Source organism: Pedobacter sp. GQ55 (assembly GCF_059758925.1).
In genome coordinates this window covers 632,434-652,896 of the sequence record NZ_JCAXEI010000002.1, presented here as the reverse complement: position 1 = coordinate 652,896, position 20,463 = coordinate 632,434, and the positions used below count along the sequence as shown (strand labels likewise).

At 37.4% G+C, this 20,463-nt stretch carries 11 protein-coding genes; 10 read left to right on the top strand and 1 reads right to left on the bottom strand.

The features are described from left to right. The first annotated feature begins 1 nt into the window (after nt 1). Nucleotides 2–1,030 (top strand): sialidase family protein, encoded by a 1,029-nt coding sequence (locus AC6CH7_RS07665; protein ID WP_498262116.1) that lies wholly within the window; start codon nt 2–4, stop codon nt 1,028–1,030. 67 nt (nt 1,031–1,097) lie between these two features. Here the strand turns inward: AC6CH7_RS07665 and AC6CH7_RS07660 are convergent, their stop codons facing one another. After that, nucleotides 1,098–1,946, bottom strand: a complete 849-nt coding sequence (locus tag AC6CH7_RS07660) for a DUF2911 domain-containing protein (protein ID WP_498262115.1) — start codon at nt 1,944–1,946, stop codon at nt 1,098–1,100. Between the two features lie 117 nt (nt 1,947–2,063). On the opposite strand from AC6CH7_RS07660, the gene AC6CH7_RS07655 reads away from it, so the two are divergent. From AC6CH7_RS07655 to AC6CH7_RS07615, 9 genes are all read left to right on the top strand, one after another. Beyond that, nucleotides 2,064–4,628, top strand: a complete 2,565-nt coding sequence (locus AC6CH7_RS07655; protein ID WP_498262114.1) for a M1 family metallopeptidase — start codon at nt 2,064–2,066, stop codon at nt 4,626–4,628. Between the two features lie 265 nt (nt 4,629–4,893). After that, entirely contained in the window at nt 4,894–6,222 is a 1,329-nt protein-coding gene (locus AC6CH7_RS07650) for a cytochrome ubiquinol oxidase subunit I (RefSeq protein ID WP_498262113.1), read from the top strand. A 4-nt stretch (nt 6,223–6,226) separates the two neighbouring features. Then, complete coding sequence (locus AC6CH7_RS07645; RefSeq protein WP_498262112.1) at nt 6,227–7,246, top strand: cytochrome d ubiquinol oxidase subunit II; 1,020 nt, start codon at nt 6,227–6,229, stop codon at nt 7,244–7,246. Between the two features lie 142 nt (nt 7,247–7,388). Continuing rightward, on the top strand, nt 7,389–8,243 hold the full coding sequence (locus AC6CH7_RS07640; RefSeq protein WP_498262111.1) for a hypothetical protein: 855 nt from the start codon (nt 7,389–7,391) through the stop codon (nt 8,241–8,243). A 50-nt stretch (nt 8,244–8,293) separates the two neighbouring features. Next, nucleotides 8,294–11,062 (top strand): outer membrane beta-barrel protein, encoded by a 2,769-nt coding sequence (locus AC6CH7_RS07635; protein WP_498262110.1) that lies wholly within the window; start codon nt 8,294–8,296, stop codon nt 11,060–11,062. A gap of 92 nt (nt 11,063–11,154) precedes the next feature. Next, nucleotides 11,155–14,070, top strand: coding sequence for a ligand-binding sensor domain-containing protein (locus AC6CH7_RS07630; protein ID WP_498262109.1), 2,916 nt, complete (start codon nt 11,155–11,157; stop codon nt 14,068–14,070). Between the two features lie 219 nt (nt 14,071–14,289). Continuing rightward, nucleotides 14,290–17,421, top strand: a complete 3,132-nt coding sequence (locus AC6CH7_RS07625; RefSeq protein WP_498262108.1) for a SusC/RagA family TonB-linked outer membrane protein — start codon at nt 14,290–14,292, stop codon at nt 17,419–17,421. 11 nt (nt 17,422–17,432) lie between these two features. Beyond that, nucleotides 17,433–18,968: a RagB/SusD family nutrient uptake outer membrane protein gene (locus tag AC6CH7_RS07620; protein WP_498262107.1), complete on the top strand. Its 1,536-nt coding sequence runs from the start codon at nt 17,433–17,435 to the stop codon at nt 18,966–18,968. A gap of 78 nt (nt 18,969–19,046) precedes the next feature. Further along, the gene (locus AC6CH7_RS07615; RefSeq protein WP_498262106.1) at nt 19,047–20,438 is read left to right on the top strand and encodes a glycoside hydrolase family 30 protein; all 1,392 of its coding nucleotides are present in this window, start codon (nt 19,047–19,049) and stop codon (nt 20,436–20,438) included. Nucleotides 20,439–20,463 lie beyond the last annotated feature (25 nt).

Here is a 20,463-nt window from a genome sequence, read left to right as displayed (position 1 = left end):
TATGATGCGATTTTTTTTAACTGTTTTCGTTTTAACTGTTTCTAGTGTTATGGTGTTTGGACAGCATACATGGAAAAAGGTAACTGATGAACTGATATTTAACAATCCGCCATTTGATCAATGCCATGCATCTACATTGGTTGAAATTGGTGGAGGGAAATTAATGGCTGCATGGTTTGGCGGTAGTCATGAAGGAAGTAAAGATGTAAGGATTTGGCTATCTATAAATGAACAGGGGAAATGGACTAGCCCTGTTGCCGTTGCCGATGGTAAAGTAAATGGTGAATGGTCTTCTCCTTTATGGAATCCGGTATTATTTAAGACAAAGAAGGGAAAACTTTTTTTGTTCTATAAAGAAGGCCCCTCGCCCAGAGCGTGGTGGGGAATGGTGCAAACTTCGGATGATAATGGCAAAACATGGTCTGCTAAAACCCGTTTGCCGGAAGGAGTGTTGGGGCCAATAAAAAATAAACCTATTGAGTTAGCTGACGGGACAATTTTGTCTCCATCAAGTACTGAAACTGATGATAAGTGGAGTGTGCACATGGAAAGGTCTGTAGATGGAGGTAAAATATGGACAGTTATATCTGTTGATGCAGATAGTAAATTTGATGTAATCCAGCCAAGTATATTAATTCATGGAGGGCATAAATTACAGATATTATGTCGCAGTAAACAAGGAGTTGTTGTTGAATCGTGGTCGGAAGATAATGGAAAAACATGGGGTAAATTAAGCGCTACCAGTTTGATGAACCCTAATTCAGGAACTGATGCACAAACATTAAAAGACGGTAGGCATATGATTGTTTATAATCCAACTGTTCCGGGTAAGGAATGGTTTAATGGGAGATATAAATTAAACGTCGCTTTGTCAGAAGATGGGGAAAAATGGAATGATATTTTGAAACTCGAAGATGGCGATACTAAGAAGGAGTTCAGTTATCCGTCAATAATTCAGACTAAAGATGGGAAGGTTCATATCACCTATACATTTGATAGAAGGAATATTAAGCACATAGTGCTTGAGTAATTTGATAAATATAAGACAGGATGCGGATTTATGGTATCCTGTCTTATATTTATGTTTTTGGATAATACTATTTTTTAGTCTCAGCCAATAAGCCAGTATGTAATCTAATGTATTCAGGATTTTTAATCTCAGTGGCTAATTTTATGCCTTCTTCCGCAGTAGCTGCAGCAGCTTTCTTATCTCCTGATTTTAATTGCACTCGTCCTTTTAATAATTTAACCCATGGCGCTTTAGGATCTGCGGTTTCAGCAGCTGTAGCCCATTCAAGGGCTTTGCTTAAGTCTTTTCCTGTTTCAAGGTAATAGTATGCAGCCTGAAAGTAAGGTTTTTTCTCACCTTTCATGGCTTCATCAATACCTGCCATCACTTTAGCATCAAAATCAGTAGATAAATCAACCGTTAAGGCTGTGTTTTCCCACATTAACTGCAATTTGGCAGTATTTGGATAAACGTCAGCAAGTTGAATGGTAAATGTTTCTACTTTTTCTTTAAGCTTAGTCGGCTTAACCTTTATGCGTAATATATCATCACTTTCTTTATACTCGTAGGCACCCCATTGTTTTGATCCTTTGTTGATGATTACGGTCCACTCGCTCTCTCCTGGAATGGTAAATAATTCATATTCTCCGGCAGCAAGATCTTTTCCTCCAATTTTAACGGCCTCAGTAAAAGCGATGGTAGTTGCAGAATTAGCACCGGTTCTCCATACAGAGCCATATGGTTCCAGTCCACCAAAGATTTTACGTCCTTTAGTGTTTGGGCGAGAATAATTGATGGTTACTTTACCCAGACCAAAATCCTGAGAAATGGTCTGTCCTGAGCTAGGTTGAGGCATTTTTACGCCTTGCGCCTTAAGCTCAGATTGTAATGATACCGCTAGGGCAATAAGCAGTACTGTTGTTAATGTTTTTTTCATGATCATAAATTTGTTTTAGGTGATCAGTCAGTTTGAACAGAACTGATCTAAGTTTTGTTGACGCTAAATTACCACTTATTTGACGCTTTAATTCAACAAAATCTTAAATTCGTTGCCATGGTCAATTTGCGTAATACAATAGCAATTTTAGCGCTGTTTCTTGTTTCTTGTTCTGGTGCGAAATATGTTTCGGAGCCAATATTGGAGAAGGGAGTCTCCCAAAAGCTGGCTATTTATCGCAAATCGATTTTAAGTAATATCAACTACAAAATCGAACTGGACATTCCTAAGAATAGGAGTGAGATTATAAATGCTACAGAAGAAATCGCCTTTCAACTTAATACTAATAAATATCCATTACAACTGGATTTTAGAGAGGATGCTAAAAAGATAAAGCACTTGGACGTAAATGGTGTATCTGTAGTGGTGAATCATAAAGATGAACACATTATTATAGATCCCAAATACCTAAAGCAAGGAGAGAATGTAATAGGTGTGAGTTTTGAAGCAGGTGAGGCCGCACTTAACAGGAACAGTGATTATTTATATACGTTGTTTGTTCCAGATAGAGCCAGAACAGTTTTTCCTTGCTTTGATCAGCCCGATTTAAAAGCGACATATAGTCTAACTTTAAAAATTCCAGCGGATTGGAAAGCATTAGCTAACGCTGCATTAAAAGATTCTTTGGTTACAAACGACCGTAAAACCTATCGATTTAATACATCAGATACCTTAAGTACTTATTTGTTTGCTTTTGCCGCAGGAAAATTTACGCTTGCAAAGGGTAAAGTTGGAAACATGATGACCGATTTTTTGTATAGAGAAACTGACTCTTTAATCATAAAAAACAGTTTGAATGAAGTGTTTAACATCCATTCGAGGTCCTTGAATTATTTGGAACAATGGACCGGAATTGCTTATCCTTTTCAAAAAATTGGTTTTGTAGCTATTCCGGATTTTCAATTTGGAGGGATGGAACATGTAGGTGCAATTCAGTATAAATCATCGGCCTTATTTCTGGATGAAGGTGCTACTAAGGATCAACTAAATGGCCGCAATAACTTAATAGCTCATGAAACTGCTCATATGTGGTTTGGAGATTTGGTTACCATGAACTGGTTTACAGACGTTTGGATGAAAGAAGTTTTTGCAAACTTTATGGCTGATAAGAGCGCGGAAGGTATTACGGGAAAAGAAGCGTTTGACCTTAAGTTTTTGATAGATCATTTCCCTGCGGCTTATGGTGTAGATCGTACTATGGGTTCAAACCCAATAAGACAGGATTTAGATAATTTAAAAGATGCAGGTACACTTTATGGAAATATCATTTATCATAAAGCTCCCATTATGATGAGACAACTGGAACGCTTAATGGGAATGGATAAATTTCAGTTAGGTGTACAGGAATACCTGAAGAAATTTGCGAATAAAAATGCTTCCTGGCCAGATCTAATTACAATTCTTGATAAGCATTCGGGTCATGATTTAGATAAATGGAATAAGGTTTGGGTAAATGAGGCAGGCAGACCTTTGGTGGACTATACAATTAAGGCTGCCGGTAATAAAATTAGTGAGTTCATAATTAAGCAGAGGCCTGAGTATGGGGCGGATAGGGTTTGGCCACAATTAATAGAAATAACTCTTTATTATCCTGGTTATAGTAAAGAATTAACGGTTAGCCTGGATAATAAAGAAGTGAAATTAAAAACTGCTGAAGGAATGGATATACCATCATTTGTTCTGTTTAATTCTTCAGGACAAGGGTATGGTCTTTGGCCATTGGATAAAGTAATGTTTAATGAGATATATTTGATTGATAAGCCCTTGAGCAGGGCTGCTGCTTACATTTCATTGTATGAGAATATGTTAAGTGGAAGGTATATTAAGCCATCGGAGCTGTTAAACCTGTTTGTAAAAGGGCTGGATCAAGAAAAAGAAGAGCTAAATCTGAAACTGATGACCAATTATATAAGCAGTATTTACTGGGGGTTTATTTCAGCCCCTGAACGTATTGCTGTATCTACATCACTGGAAAACAGTCTGTGGGTCAGTATGCAGAAGCAAAGTTTGCCTAATAATAAGAAGGTGCTTTTTAAAACCTACCAAGACATATATCTATCGGCTAAAGCCGGTGAAAGGTTACATCGAATTTGGGAAATTCAAAAAGTTCCTGCAGGATTAAAACTAACAGAAGATGATTATACCTCGCTGGCCTTTTCTCTTGTATTGAGGGGGGCTGATAGTTTAATTTTAGGTAAGCAGCTTAAGCGGATAGGCAACGTAGATAGAAGGAAAAGGTTTGAGTTTATTATGCCTGCTGTATCTTCTGCAGAAACAAAAAGGGACGCCTTTTTTAAGAGCCTTGAACTAAAATCGAATAGAGAAAAGGAATCAAATGTGGGGGCTGCTCTATATTATCTTCATCACCCGCTAAGACAAGTAAGTTCGTTTAAATATTTAGCGAAAAGTCTGGATATGTTGGCTGAAATACAAAAAACAGGAGATATCTTTTTTCCTCAAAACTGGCTTCAATCTACATTTGGATATTATCAGAGCGCGGAGGCCCTAAAAATTGTTCAAGACTTTTTGGAAAAGAACCCCCGCTATAATCCAAAGTTGAGGGCCAAAATTCTTCAGTGTTCTGATAATTTATTTAGAGCACAAAAATTATTAAAAGAATAAGACCATTATTTAAGTTCGGTATAGGTGATCTTAAACGGGTATCAAGCATACTTATAAATATCTCTTTAAACAAATTTATTTTCTCAGAAGTTTGTTTTTTAATTCTTTTAAAGAAATATAATTATTTTATTTGAATTGTAAAACATATTGAAATAATGATAAAAGTATTGGTTGAAATGCAGTCTAAAATTGGGTTCCTGTACTTAAAACACGTACTTTTGCTTGACTATTTCTTTTAGCGACTAACGTTTATTAAACCCTAACTATGGACGATTTTTTAGCTGCCCGACTCCAGATGGCCTTTTCTCTTGGCTTTCATATTGTTTTTGCATGTATTGGTATGGTGATGCCGTTTTTTATGTCAGTTGCTCATTTTTATTGGCTGAAAACAAAAAAGGTCGTCTATAAGGACGTTACAAAAGCCTGGAGCAAGGGTGTTGCAATATTTTTTGCAACAGGAGCGGTTTCGGGGACGGTATTATCTTTTGAACTAGGACTACTGTGGCCAACATTTATGGAGCACGCAGGTCCTATATTCGGAATGCCGTTTTCTTTAGAGGGGACGGCATTTTTTATTGAAGCTATAGCCCTTGGGTTTTATTTATATGGATGGGACAAGCTAAATCCGTGGTTCCATTGGTTTACCGGTGTTGTTGTAGGAATAAGTGGGTTACTGTCAGGGATTCTTGTAGTTGCAGCAAATGCCTGGATGAATAGCCCTGCCGGTTTTGACTTTGTAGATGGCAAGTATTTAAACATAGATCCTATAAAGGCAATGTTTAATGATGCCTGGTTTTCTCAGGCGCTCCATATGTCGGTTGCTGCATTTGTATCTACCGGATTTGCGGTAGCAGGTGTACACGCCCTGATGATTCTTAGAGGGAGAAATGTGCTCTTTCACAGTAAAGCCTTTAAAATAGCAGCAGTATTTGGAACAGTTGCAGCTTGCTTACAACCTATCAGTGGTGATATTTCAGCCAAGGATGTAGCTCATCGCCAGCCGGCAAAGCTTGCAGCTATGGAGGCTCATTTTCATACAGAAAGAAATGCCCCATTAATTATTGGTGGGATTCCGGACACAGCGAATAAAAGAGTTGATTATGCAATTAAAATTCCTGGACTACTTAGTTTTATGACTACAGGAGATTTTAATGGAGAAGTTAAAGGTCTAGACATGATCCCTAAAGAAGATCAACCTCCAGTAGCGGTAACACATTATGCGTTTCAGATTATGGTTGGACTTGGAATGGCGATGGTGTTTATTGCTTTATTGTACTTTATCGCACTTTGGAAAAAGAAACAATGGCTTAAAAGTAACTGGCTGTTAAAGCTTTTCGTGATTGCAACTCCCATGGGATTTATAGCTTTGGAGGCAGGGTGGACAGTAACAGAGGTTGGACGACAACCCTGGATTATCAACGGCGTTATGCGTACTGTGGATGCTGCAACACCAATGCCTGGAATTGCTTATTCTTTCTATCTCTTTACTGGCGTATATATTTCGTTGGCCGTTATAGTGAGTTTATTGCTTTACCGTCAAATTACGATGGTTGACAAATTATATGATTCTACTTCCAAACTACCTAAAAATTGATATTATGATCTATGTTGTTATTGTTTTTCTATGGACATCAATTTTATTATATATCCTATTAGGTGGTGCAGATTTTGGAGCGGGAATTATAGAATTGTTTACATCAAAAGGTAATCGATCTAAAACGCGTAAAACTATGTATGAAGCGATTGGCCCTATATGGGAAGCAAATCATATGTGGTTAATTATTGCTATTGTTATCCTTTTTGTTGGGTTCCCCAAAATTTATACTACAGTTTCAATTTATCTGCATATTCCATTAGTATGTATGCTGCTTGGCATTATTGCCCGCGGAACAGCCTTCGTATTTAGAAACTATGATGCGGTTAAGGATGATATGCAAAAGTTATACACCCCAATTTTTGTTTATTCAAGTTTAATCACTCCATTTTTCCTTGGAATAATTGCTGCCAGTTCTGTGTCTGGTCAAATAGATGTGCAGGCCCAGGATTTTCTTTCGGCCTATGTTTTTAGCTGGCTAAACTGGTTCTCTGTTTCGGTTGGGATATTTACAGTTAGTATTTGTGGGTTTTTGGCTACTATTTTTATCATAGGGCAGGCAGCCAATGATGATGACAGGAGCTTCTTTATTAGAAAAGCAAGACGCACAATTTATACTGTTATGTTTTGCGGAGCATTAGTCTTTGTTGCTGCATATCATGAAAACATTCCTTTAGCCAGCTGGATTTTTGGAGACACTTTGGGTTTGATAGCCATTATTGCTGCAAGTATTTCATTGGTTATTATGTTTTTCTTACTTCAGCGGAAGAAGCCCATATTACTTCGTTTACTCGCAGGATTTCAGGTTGCTATGATCTTATTTGCAGCCACATATAGCCATTTTCCGGATATCGTATTGCTTAAAAACGGGGCCAATTTGTCGTTACTTACCCATCAGGGACAAGCGAAAGCGATAGATACATTAGGTTATGCCTTATTGATCGGCAGTATATTTATTCTGCCTGCTCTGGGTTATCTGATCTACATATTTCAACAAAAAAAGGAAGTACAGGAAGCTCATTAGTTTGTGTTGAGGTGGAATGCTATTGTAAAATTGATTGTAACAAGAATATTAACGAATAAACTTGCTCATTAGGATTAAACCTAAGCAAGTTTAGTGAGTCATAATTCCAAAGCTATAGTTAATGACAAAATTTTCACCAAATATGAAATCAATATTCTTAAAAATTACAGCAAATACTTTATTACTCGCCGGTTTTTGCATGGCTGCGCAAGCGCAAAAACTTAAAGATGTGCAAGAAGGTAGTATAATTGCTCCGACTAATATAAAGGTTGATGGAAGAAATACAGAATGGAACGATACTTTTCAGGCAGAAAATAAACGGACTAGTATTTTATACACGATAAGTAACGATGACAAGAACTTATATCTTGTAATTAAATCTACCGATGTAGCAAATAATTCAAAGATTCTTGCCGGAGGAATTACTTTGGCCATAAATACTGAAGGGAAAAAGAATGAAAAGGAGAGCATTACACTTACATATCCATTGATTAACCGACCTGCACAAGGCGGCGGACAGGGTGGCGGACGACGCCAAATGGGTGCCATAATGGGCGGCGGCGGGGGAACGCAAAGTCCGGAACAAAGAGATTCTATGATGGCTGTAATGCAAAAAAGACAACTTAGCCAGGTTAAAGAAATTAAGATCAGCGGGTTTAAAAAAACAACTGATACCCTTATTTCCGTTTATAACGATTTAGGTATAAAGGCATTTGCAAGTATAGGGAATGATAAAGCATTCTTCTATGAGTTGGCAATCCCGTTTGAAGAGTTGGGCATTTCGAAAGATGCACCAAAGGAACTTGCATATAATATAAAATTGAATGGTTTACAATTGCAGAGACCAGATGGAGGTGACGGTGGCGGCGGAAGAGGTGGCTTTGGTGGTAATAGAGGCGGCGGGGGCGGTGGTAATTTTGGCCCTAGACGTTCTGGAATAGATTTTCAAGCATTAACCAGCCCAACAGATTTTTGGGGAAAATATATTCTTAAATAAGCTGTATACATAGATACTACTCACACACAAATAAACCACACAAACGAAAAATGAATTATTTATATAATGCATTGAGACCTGCTATTGTATTATTTCTACTGGTATTCAGTTCTGTACTACTTTATGCACAGGGGCAACAAAACCCTCCTCCGCCATTGCCCACGCGTGAGATAAGTGGAATTGTAAAGGATTCTACAGACCTCGGAGTAATTGGCGCAACTGTTAGTTTAACTTCCGACAAGGATACCCTAAAAACCAGTACTAATAATGATGGTGTATTTGTTTTTAGAAATGTAAAATCAGCAACCTATATTATTGTAGTTCAGAGTATTGGGTATGTTATTACCCCCGCAATGCGTTTTAAACAAAACGACACAAGCCCAAGGATTGTGATGGATCCAATAGTTCTTAAAGAAGAACATAATACTTTGAATGAGGTAGTTATTAATGGAACCCCTTCTATTACCTATAAAACAGATACAGTTGAATACAAGGCCAGCGATTACATTGTCCGAAAGAATGCTACTGTAGACGAACTACTCAAAAAGATGGAGGGTATGGAGGTAGGTACTGATGGAAGTTTAGTCCATCAGGGAGAAGCAGTCACTAAGGCCAAATTGAATGGAAAGGAATATCTTGGAGGTGACATCGCAAATGCAATTAAAAATCTTCCTGCTGAGATCGTTGATAAAATTCAGGTTGTTGATGACTATGGTGATCAGGCGGCGCGTACCGGCGTAAAGGATGGTGATCCTGAAAAGATATTGAATATTACTACAAGAACAGATAAGTCTGTTGGAAATATGGTGAATCTGAACACCGCTGGAGGTAGTAAGGAAAGAAAGGAAGCCGGATTATTTGCCACGCGAATTAACGGAAATCAACAGATTGGTATAAACGGTAATTATAAAGATGCAATTAATCTTAATGCATTAAGTGGCACGACAAAGAATGCAAATGCCAGATTTAGTTTGCGTGATAAAATCGGAAAAAAAATAGACTATAATTTGGGCTATCAATTTCAAAATTCCAATGGAGACAATTTGAATGAGACCGAATCCCTAAGTATTTTAAATAATGGACAATTGCACTCCAACAGTTCGAATACAGGCTTGCAAAAATCAAACAATCATAGTTTTAAGCTTGAATTTGAAGTAAATCTGGACTCAAGTAATTACCTTAAAGTTGTCCCGACTTTCCAGTCTAATTCTACTGATAATGATGGTTCCTCCACCTTAAGTCAAAGGGGTAGTAGTCTTTCGATGGGTTTGGATCAGGACCGTCGCATAACAAATTCAAATTCCAGCACAGCGCCTCAATTTGGTATTTCTGCTTTTTATCAGCATCTGTTTAAAAAATACAGAAGGAATTTTTCAACCCAGATAGATTTGAATAAAAATAATCGGGATAATGAGCAGGAAAGATACAATTTCACAACTTTCTATACTGAAGCGGCACAAGACGGTAAAGATTCTATAATTAATCAGGTCATTGCACGTAAGAATCGACGTGATAATTATCGCGGAAGTATGACTTATGTTGAACCTCTTGGAGTCAATACTCAATTCGAGGTGAATGCACAGATAAATTATAATGGTTATGACAATACCGCGACTACAAGGGATATTTTAGAGGGTGGCGTTTCCGGCATTATAGATTCATTAAGTAACATTTATAACTATTCATTTACACAGGGCCGGGTGGCGTTGAATTTTAGATATGGAATGACCAATGCTTCCAAAGTTCGTTTTTCTGTTGGTTTAACAGGTGTGCCAGCCTTATTATCCGGTACTAAAGTAAGTCTGGGTACGACAACAAACAGGAGTAGTTTTAACCTGATCCCTATTGCAAGATTTGAATATCGTTGGAGCAGACAGCAAAGAGTATCTTTGAACTATTCAGGGAATGCAGTAGAACCAACATTTGATCAGATACAACCGGTAAGGGATGTTACAAATCCAAATAATCCGGTTATTGGTAATCCGGATCTGATTGCCACTTTTGTGCATACTTTAAGAGGTGATTACAATAATTATATTGCAAACTCGAAGCTCAATCTTTCGTTAAACGTAAATGGGGCATATACGGAAAACGCTGTAATCAGAAATGTGGAAACTGTTGACAATCCAGATCCAAACCTCCCTGGTAGTAAAATTAATGAAACACGCTTTTTGAATGTTAGTGGAGTGTATAGACTGACCGGTAATTACAACATCAGTAAGCAACTCAACAACAGAAAGTATAATTTGCAACTTAATGGTACGGTGAGTTATAATCATAGCCTGAGTATGCGGGACGGTATCTTGAATACTACTGATATTACTTCTTTCGATCAGCGCTTTGGCCCAAAAATTAATCCTACGGAATGGTTCGAAATCAATCCGAACATCGGATACAAAAACGAAAAATCTAATTCAACGCTTCGTTCCGGTAATAATGAAATTAACACGCTTTCTCTTAATTTAGATGGAAGAGTATATTTATGGGATGTATGGATGTTGGGGTACAATGGCAGTAAGCAGTTCATAAATGGTATAGTCGGAAATACAAATAATAGCCCTTTAGTGATCAATGCAAGTTTGGAACGCCAACTGTTTAACCGAAGAGGCCAGATCACTTTTCAGGCATTTGACATTTTAAATCAGAATAATTTTCTGAGGACACAGCAACCAGATGATGGCGGTTATGTAAATACAAGAGTAAATCCCATCAGTCGATACTTTATGCTTAAACTGAGCATGAGACTGCAAAAATGGTCTGGTTCTCAAGGACGTGGGGGTAGAGGCATTATGCGTCGTGGGGACGGAAGCTTCATGTAAGCCTTGATTTATTAGGTGAGACACCTATGTTGATCAAAAATCCGTACTTTGGGTAGCTAACCAAATACGGATTTTTTTGTTTGCTGTAATTTATGAGGAAAACTCTACTAATCATTCTAATTCTATTTTGTTTTACCCATTTTGAAGGTCTGTGCCAAATTGGTACACCTCAAATACTTAACTATAATAATGACCAGTATAAGGCCGGAATGCAAAATTGGGATATTGCGCAGGACAAGAACGGTATTTTATATTTTGGAAATAATGAAGGCTTACTAACATTCGACGGCCGGTTCTGGAACCTTATTAAATTGCCAAATTTTACTTCTGTAAGATCTGTTGAAATAGATTCGCACGATAGGATTTTTATTGGGGGACAAGATGAAGCCGGATATTTTTATCCTGAAAAGAATGGAATCCTGAAATATCATTCAATTATACCTCTCATCCCTGAAAAGTACCGAAGTTTTGCCGATATATGGAATGTTGCTATTATAGATGATGCCGTAGTTTTTAGAACAACCAGTGTCATTCTTTATTATAAAGATGGGGTTGTAAAAACCTATAAGCCAGATGTAGAATGGCAATTTGCAGGTAAAAGCAATCATCAGTTTTTTGCTCATTCCAAAGGACACGGATTAATGATTTATGATGGTGAGATCTGGAAACCATATTGTTCAGATCCGGCATTGTTAAAATCTGCAGTGACTTCCATAATGGAGTACAATAAAGACACGATGCTTGTAGCTACGTTAAAAAATGGACTTTTTTTAATGCATAAAGGGAAGCTCATACCTAAGCCAACAAATCTGGATCAGGTATTTTACAACGACAGGATCTATGGTGCTGATAGAATAGACAGTAATAAGTACGTTATTGGAACTACCTCTGCAGGGGTTCTAATTATTAATAAACAGGGAAAGGTTTTACAAAAATATACCTATAAGGATGGTTTGCAGAATAACAATGTTAGGGGCTTTATTACTGATAATAGTAAAAACCTTTGGTTAGCGCTGAATGATGGGATTGATTATGTTGCAATTAATAGCGCAGTAAAAAGCATCTTCCCGGATAAGAATAAACAGATAACAAGCTATGCTATTCGTAATTTCAATGGGAAATTATATATAGGAACATCAAATGGTTTGTATGTAACACAAATAGAGACGGGTATTGTCGATTTAAGTTTGTCGACCAAAGCTTTTACGGAAGTTAAAAACGCTAAAGGACAAGTCTGGAATCTTAGCGAAATCAACAACAAACTTTTAATGGGGCATGAGGATGGTTTTTTTGAAATTGAAGGTGATGTTGCCCATCAAATATATAATCGGCCGGGAACATGGTTGTTTGAGCCAACTTCAGGGGTGTATCCTTCACAAGATATTATAGCTGGCACCTATCTGGGCCTTCAAAAAATAAATTATAAGAATGGAAGTTTTACCAATCAGGGCAAAATCGAAGGACGTACAGAATCCTTAAGGTTTATTGCATTTGATGCCAATAACAATTTGTGGGCTTCTCATCCATATCATGGGGTATATAAAATTGAACTATCTGATGATTTTAAAAAGATAATGAAATACACTATCTATACAGATAAACAAGGTCTACCCTCACATTTGTATAATTATATTTTTAAAATAAAGAATCGGGTTGTAGTTGCAACTAAAAATGGCGTATACGAATATGATACAGCAAGAGATAAATTTAGGCCGTTTGCCTTACTTAGTGAAGCATTAAAGCAAATACGAATCCAATATTTAAAAGAAGATACTAAAGGGAATTTATGGTTTGTATCAGATAAAAAAGTTGGGATATTAGACTTTGGGCATCCAACAGCTACAAAATCATTTACAATACATTATTTTCCTCAGCTAGATGGGAAAATTGTTGGGGGGTTTGAGTCTATTTATTATTTGAACGACGAGAATGTCTTTATAGGTGCCAATAAGGGCGCTTATCATTTAAATTATGCCAAATATTTGGAAAATATCCCAAAACCTAATGTCTTACTAGGTTCAGTAAAGCTGTTTGGTAAAAAGGATAGTACAATCTTTGGTGGTTATTTCCTGAATAAAGATAAAATGGTAAAAACTCAGGATTTATCCTCTGTTTTAAAACTTGCCAATGTATATAGTTCTCTCCATTTTGAATATTCTTCTACATTATTTGAACATCAGGCAAATATTGAATTTAGTTATCAACTTGTTGGTTTTGATAAAGAATGGTCGTCCTGGACGCAAAAAAGCGAAAAAGATTATACTAATCTGCCTGCCGGGAAGTATACATTTAACGTTAGGGCAAGAAACAGTTTTGGTAATGAGTCGGAAATTGTTGGCTATACTTTTGAAATTTTGCCCGCCTGGTATCAAACCATATGGATGTACATGTTCTATGTATTGCTCCTGGGCGTAGTCATCTATATGTTCTTTAAGTGGCAAAAGAAGAAACACATTAAAGCCCAGACCAGGTTAAGCTACCTTCATCAGCTTGAAATGGATCGTAGCGAAAAGGAAATCGTACGTTTAGAATACGAAAAACTGGAAGCTGATGTAAATTACAAAAATAGAGAGCTATCTAATATGACCATGCATCTGGTGCAAAGAGGCAAGGTGCTGGCTAAAATCAAAGAGGTTATTTCTGCCGTAATTAAAAATCATGATATTAATGACAGTTCGCCAAGCTTCAGACATTTGATCCGCCTGATAAGAGATGTTGAAAAGAGTGATCAGGACTGGGAAAACTTCTCAATTCATTTTAATACAGTTAATACTAATTTCTTTAATAAGCTAAAAGATCAGTTTCCGGAGCTTACACCAAATGAGCTTAAATTATGCGCTTATCTTAAAATGAACCTTTCCACCAAGGAAATAGCTCAGCTCATGAATATTACAATAAAAGCAGTAGAGGTAGGAAGGTACCGATTACGGAAAAAACTGCATATTCAGTCTGAAACTAACCTGTACGATTTCCTTATGCAAATATCCAGAACTGCTGAGGGCTCTTGATTAAAATAACAGTATTGTAAATCAGTGGCTTAGTTGTTTGTTGTAGTGGCGATGTAGTGGTGCGTGTATTGTAATAATGCCTTTGAATTTCTTTTTGTAGGGGTAGTGTAGTGGTATGGAAATATTATAAAAACCATTTCCAGGTATAGATTTGAGTTAGCCGAAACCGCCAGGTGGAAGCCAAATTAACCAATTATAAACTAAACTAAATCTTATTGTATGAAAAGAAGTCTTACACTTATTTTCTTCGTTTGCTGTCTTCTTATGTCTCCATTTGCCTCATTGGCACAGGAAGTAACAGCAACGGGTAAGGTAACAGACAAGAGTGATGGAAAACCATTGCCAGGCGTTACCGTAACATTACAAGGCACCACAAAAGCAACACTCACAGACGCCAGCGGAAATTTTAGGATCGCGGTTCCCTCTGTAGGATCAAAACTAATCATCAGCCAACTAGGGATGATTTCACAAACAATAACTGTAACTAATAGCTCCTCTGTTAACATCGCTTTAGAGACGGATGTTACTGCATTGGGAGAGGTAGTAGTAGTAGGTTATGGAACGCAGAAAAAGAGCAACGTTACAGGGTCAATTTCGAGTGTAAAAGCTAAGGATCTAGAAACTATGCCGATAAATAGGGTTGAACAAGCTTTACAAGGCAGAACTTCCGGCGTAACCATAGCAACAAACAACGGACAACCGGGAAGTGCAGCTACAGTAAGGATTAGAGGGTATACAACCTTTGCTGCGGGTGGAAACAACAATCCTCTATGGGTGGTTGACGGAGTGATTGTAGACAATGGAGGTATTGGATACCTGAATCAATCAGATATTGAATCTATAGAAGTTTTAAAAGATGCAGCATCGCAAGCTATTTATGGAGCCCGTGCTGCAAATGGTGTTATCATAGTAACTACTAAGCGAGGTAAATCCGGACTTCTTCAAATTAATTATAATGGATTTTACGGTACTTCTGCACCTGCAAAAACCTTGGATCTGTTAAATGCATCGGAGTATGCTACACTTAGAAATGAGGCTGCAAAAAATACAGACCCTAATGCAACTTTACCATTTGCGAATCCCGCGGCATTAGGCAAGGGAACTGATTGGCAGGATGTTATATTTAACAATGATGCGAGGAGACAAACCCACGAATTTAGTATCGCAGGTGGCGGAGAGAAATCTACATTTTATTCATCTTTCGGATACATAAAGCAGGAAGGTATAGTTGCAAGTCCGATTTCAAAATGGAATAGAGCGAATGTTCGTTTAAATTCTACCCATAAGCTTGCAAAATGGTTAACTGTTGGAGAGAATTTGGGATATAGTCATTCTGTAAATAGCAGCTTAGGCAATACAAATAATGAATTTGGAGGGCCTTTGAGTTCTGCAATTGGTTTAGATCCAACCACTCCGGCGATTGAAACCAATCCGGATCTTATTTCAAAACCACCATATACAACACCAAATGTTTTAAGAGATAAAAGTGGAAATCCATTTGGATTATCGCCCTGGGTTGGCCAGGAATTAATTAATCCTCTTGCTTATATTCAAACAAGGCTTGGGAATTATGGATGGGATCATAACATAATTGGAAATGCCTTTGCAGAAGTGCAGCCTATCAAAGATTTAGTTTTTAGATCAACGTTAGGAACCAAGATCGCATTTTATGGCGATGATGCATTTAATCCGGTTGCCTATTTAAATTCATCCAACATCAGAACTAAAAACTCATTTGTACGCAATTGGAATAATGTTTTGAATTACAATTTTGAAAATACGTTGAGTTATTCAAAAACGTTTGGAAAGCACAATGCGAATATTATAGTTGGTCAGGGAATATATCTTGATGAGAATGTCAAAACTTTAAATGTAACATTCAACAATATTATTGCAAATAACTTTGAAGAAGCAAATTTAAATTATAAGCCAGTTAGTGCAGACAGAACTGCAGATGGAAACGATGGGACAGTTCATAAAGTTAACTCTTTATTTTCCCGTATATCTTATAATTATGACGAAAAATACCTCTTTACCGGTATTATCAGAAGAGATGGTTCATCGCGTTTTGGTGATAACAATAAGTTCGGATACTTTCCATCATTTTCACTAGGATGGGTGCCTACTAAGGAGAATTTCTGGAAGGAAAATAACGTGATAAACTTTTTCAAAATCCGCGGAGGTTATGGTGTGACAGGTAACGATCAAATTTCCAATTTTGCCTACAATGCCCTGGTTTCAAGTGGACGTAACTATACTTTTGGAACAACGGATGTCAGCTCAATAGGGTGGAGCCCGGCAGCCCCTTCTAATCCTGATTTGAAATGGGAAGAAACCCGTCAGACAACATTAGGTTTTGATGCTACTATATTCACCAACTTTACTGTGGCCTTTGATGTTTATAAAAAGAAAACAGTCGGAGTACTTCAATATCCGACACCTCCAAGTTACCTGGGGGTAGCTGGAGCTCCAGCACAAAACATTGGAGATATGGAAAATAAGGGTCTGGAACTTGAACTTGGATACCGTAAAACATTCGGAGAATTTAACCTTGGCGTAAATGGAAATGTTTCGTTCTTAAAAAATAAAGTTACTAAACTTGCCACAGGTAAATTATTTATTGAAGATGAAGCCCAAAGCTTTCAGGGTATGGGTAATATTACCCGAACTGGAATAGGGCACTCTTTCAATGAATTCTATGGTTACGAAACACTTGGTATTTTTCAAAATCAGGCAGAAATTGACAGTTATGTTGGACCAGGGGGAACTAAGCTTCAACCTAATGCAAAACCCGGAGATGTTAAGTTCGCGAATTTAAATGGCGATAATCAGATTGAGGCAGCAGATAGAACCTATCTAGGAAATCCGATTCCAAAATATACTTATGGCCTGACAATAAATATGGCCTATAAGAATTTTGATTTTGTAGTGTTTGGAAGTGGAGCAGGTGGTAATATGATATTTCAAGGCTTACGTCGTTTAGACGTAACATTTGCTAACTGGCAAACTGACATCCTAAATCGTTGGACACCAACAAACCCTTCGACTACCATACCAAGAGTTGTTGAAAAGGACGACAACAAAAACAACACTAATTTCACAAGAAGATATCTTGAAAAAGGAGATTATTTCAGGTTAAAAACATTACAGCTTGGATACAACATTCCTAAAAATGTAATTCAAAAAATTGGTGCACAAAAAGTACGTGTATATGTAATGAGCGAAAATCTTTTTACCATAACCAAGTACACAGGGTATGATCCTGAAATCGGAGGAACCGTATTTGGAGTTGATAAAGGAATCTATCCACAGGCACGTTCGTTTATGGTTGGATTAAATGTTGGATTTTAATAAACATCAAAATGAAAAATAAATTAACATATATAGTTGCTCTTTTTATTGGAGCACAATTCATGGGGTCGTGTAAAAAGGATCTGGATGTAAATCCCAGAGAAAGAATACTTGAGTCTAATTATTATAAAACTCCTGAACAGGCTTTTAGTAGTTTGATCTCGGTGTATGATCAATTTGGAAACCAGTCTGGTGGTTATTTAACCAAGCTAAATATTTTTTCCTCGGGTTCTGACGATCATTATGCGGGAGGAGATTCTCCATCTGATCTTGGTGATTTGCAGGCAATGAATAATTATACCGTAAGCTCATTATCTGGAGCACCCAGTTATCTTTGGGGTAAAGGGTTTACAGGCGTTTACAGGGCCAATATATTTTTACAAAAGGTAGAGGAGATTCAAATGGATGCCACTATCAAAAACAGATATATTGCAGAAGCAAAAGCTTTAAGAGCTATCTTTTATTTCGATCTGGTTCGGATATTTAAGAACATACCCCTTATTTTAAAACCCGTTGAAACGAGTGACTGGTATAATGTTTTACAGGTTCCTCCTGGTGACGTTTACAAACAAATTGAACTGGATTTAAAAGAAGCTATACCTAATCTTCCGGTAACCGTTCCAAGAACTACTGAAGGTGGAAGATTAACCCAGGGAGCGGCTCATGCGGTACTTGGTAAGGTATACCTTTGGCAGGAAAAATTTGCTGATGCTGCAACTGAGTTTGCAGATGTAAATGGCCCTTCGCCAGGCACTACCCCTAGTAAATATGGTTATGTGCTAATGAGCAAGTTTGAGGACTTGTATAAACTTGCTAATAAATTCAATGCCGAATCCATTCTTGAGATTTCCTATAATAGCACTTCAAATATGGGCTGGGGGAATGTTGGTAGTGGAGAGGGTAATGTAGCCGGAATTATGTCGGGCCCGAGGAACTATAATATTCTAATCCCTGATAAAGCTCCTGATTATGTTTCGGGATGGAGTGTTATGCCATTTACTAAAGAGTTCTTTGCACTCATTCATTTTGACCCTCGTAATAAACCAACAGTTGCAAATTTAGATAGTCTTGAAAAGGCCGGTATTGTAACTTATAAACATGCCAACGATAATACTGGTTATTTTGTTGAAAAATATGCTGGCAGAGTATCCACCAAAGCCAATAGCGGACAGCTTGAACTTAACTTCCCTTACAATCTTTATGAAATACGTTTGGCCGACACCTACTTAATGGAAGCTGAAGCAGTATTGAAAAGTGGAGGTGCTGTTGGAGCAGGAAGCAGAGCTTACGCTGCTTTAAATGCAGTAAGAGCCAGAGTTGGATTAAATCCAGTGGATGTTACTATGGATAACATAATGAAAGAAAGACGTATTGAATTAGCAGCTGAAGGACAGCGCTGGTTTGATCTTGTGCGTTGGGGACTTGCGCCTGCTAAACTAGCCTTTAAAGGTTTTGTAGCTGGAAAAAATGAAACACTACCCATTCCAAATGGCGAACTAAATAATACAAAGATAGTTCAGAGCAAAGAGTGGGGTGGTACTAAATAATACTCAAAGAGGTGGATGTCTCGTCCACCTCTTATTCTTACTTCTAATATACATCACTTAATAATTATGAGATCAAAAATGCTCAGTTCAATTCTAGGGTTGGTTATTACGTTTATTTCATTTGCCGCAAATGCTCAAAATGAGGTGAATCTATGGCTTACAAAAGCAGATAAATCAGTTCTATTTACAAAACAGAAAAGAACACTGAAATTTGCTGACATAAAAAACAACAACCCAACCATTGTAGTTGATGAGAAGCAGTCTTTTCAATCAATAGATGGTTTTGGTTACGCATTAACGGGAGGAAGTGCCCAACACATCATTAAAATGAGCCCTAAAGCAAGGACCGCTTTGTTAAAGGAATTATTTGCTGCTGATGGCAATAACATTGGTGTTAGCTATATACGATTAACCATAGGTGCTTCAGATCTGAATGAGAAAGTATTTTCATATAATGATTTAGCTGAGGGAGAAACAGACTTAGAGCAAACCAAATTTGAATTAGGGCCCGATCGAATAGATGTAATTCCGGTAATGAAAGAAATACTGGCTATTAATCCAAATATCAAAATAATGGGGTCGCCATGGTCGCCACCGCTATGGATGAAAACATCTTATGATGCAAGAGGAGGAATGTTAAAACCTGAGTGTTATGAAGCTTATGCAAAATACTTTGTCAGGTATATTCAGGATATGGGCAAAGAAGGAATTCATATAGATGCTATTACTGTTCAAAATGAGCCACTTCATCCTGGCAATAATCCAAGCCTGCTGATGGTTGCACCTGATCAGGCAATCTTTATTAAGAATAACCTAGGCCCCACTTTCCGGAAAGCGGGCTTAAAGACAAAGATTATTATTTATGACCATAACGCGGACCGTCCGGATTATCCAATTACGATTCTAAATGATCCTGATGCCAGGAAATACATCGATGGGTCTGCTTTTCATCTTTACGGTGGCGAAATTGAGGCATTGACAGATGTGCACAATGCCTATCCTGACAAGAATATTTATTTTACTGAACAAATGGTTATTGAAGATCCAAATGAAAATAGGATCAATATTTTATCGCCTGTTAAAAGACTGATTATAGGTGCTACCAGAAACTGGAGCAGAAATGTTTTGGAATGGAATTTAGCAGCAGATCCAGAAAATAAACCTTTTACAGATAGAGGGGGATGTCCGATGTGCCAGGGTGCAGTTACAATAGATGAAGATAGGGTAACAAGAAACCTAGCCTATTATTCGGTAGCGCATGCATCGAAATTTGTTCGACCTGGTTCTCTGCGTATTGCTTCCAGCGAACCTAAAGATCTTTCTAATGTTGCATTTAAAACCCCTAATGGGAAAAAAGTTCTGATAGTTGCCTATAGTGGGAAGAATGAGCAAACGTTTAATATTAGCTTTAATGGCAAATTAATGAGTGATACGATTGGCAATGGTGATGTTGCAACCTATATCTGGTAATATATCCTCAAAATAACTTTAACAC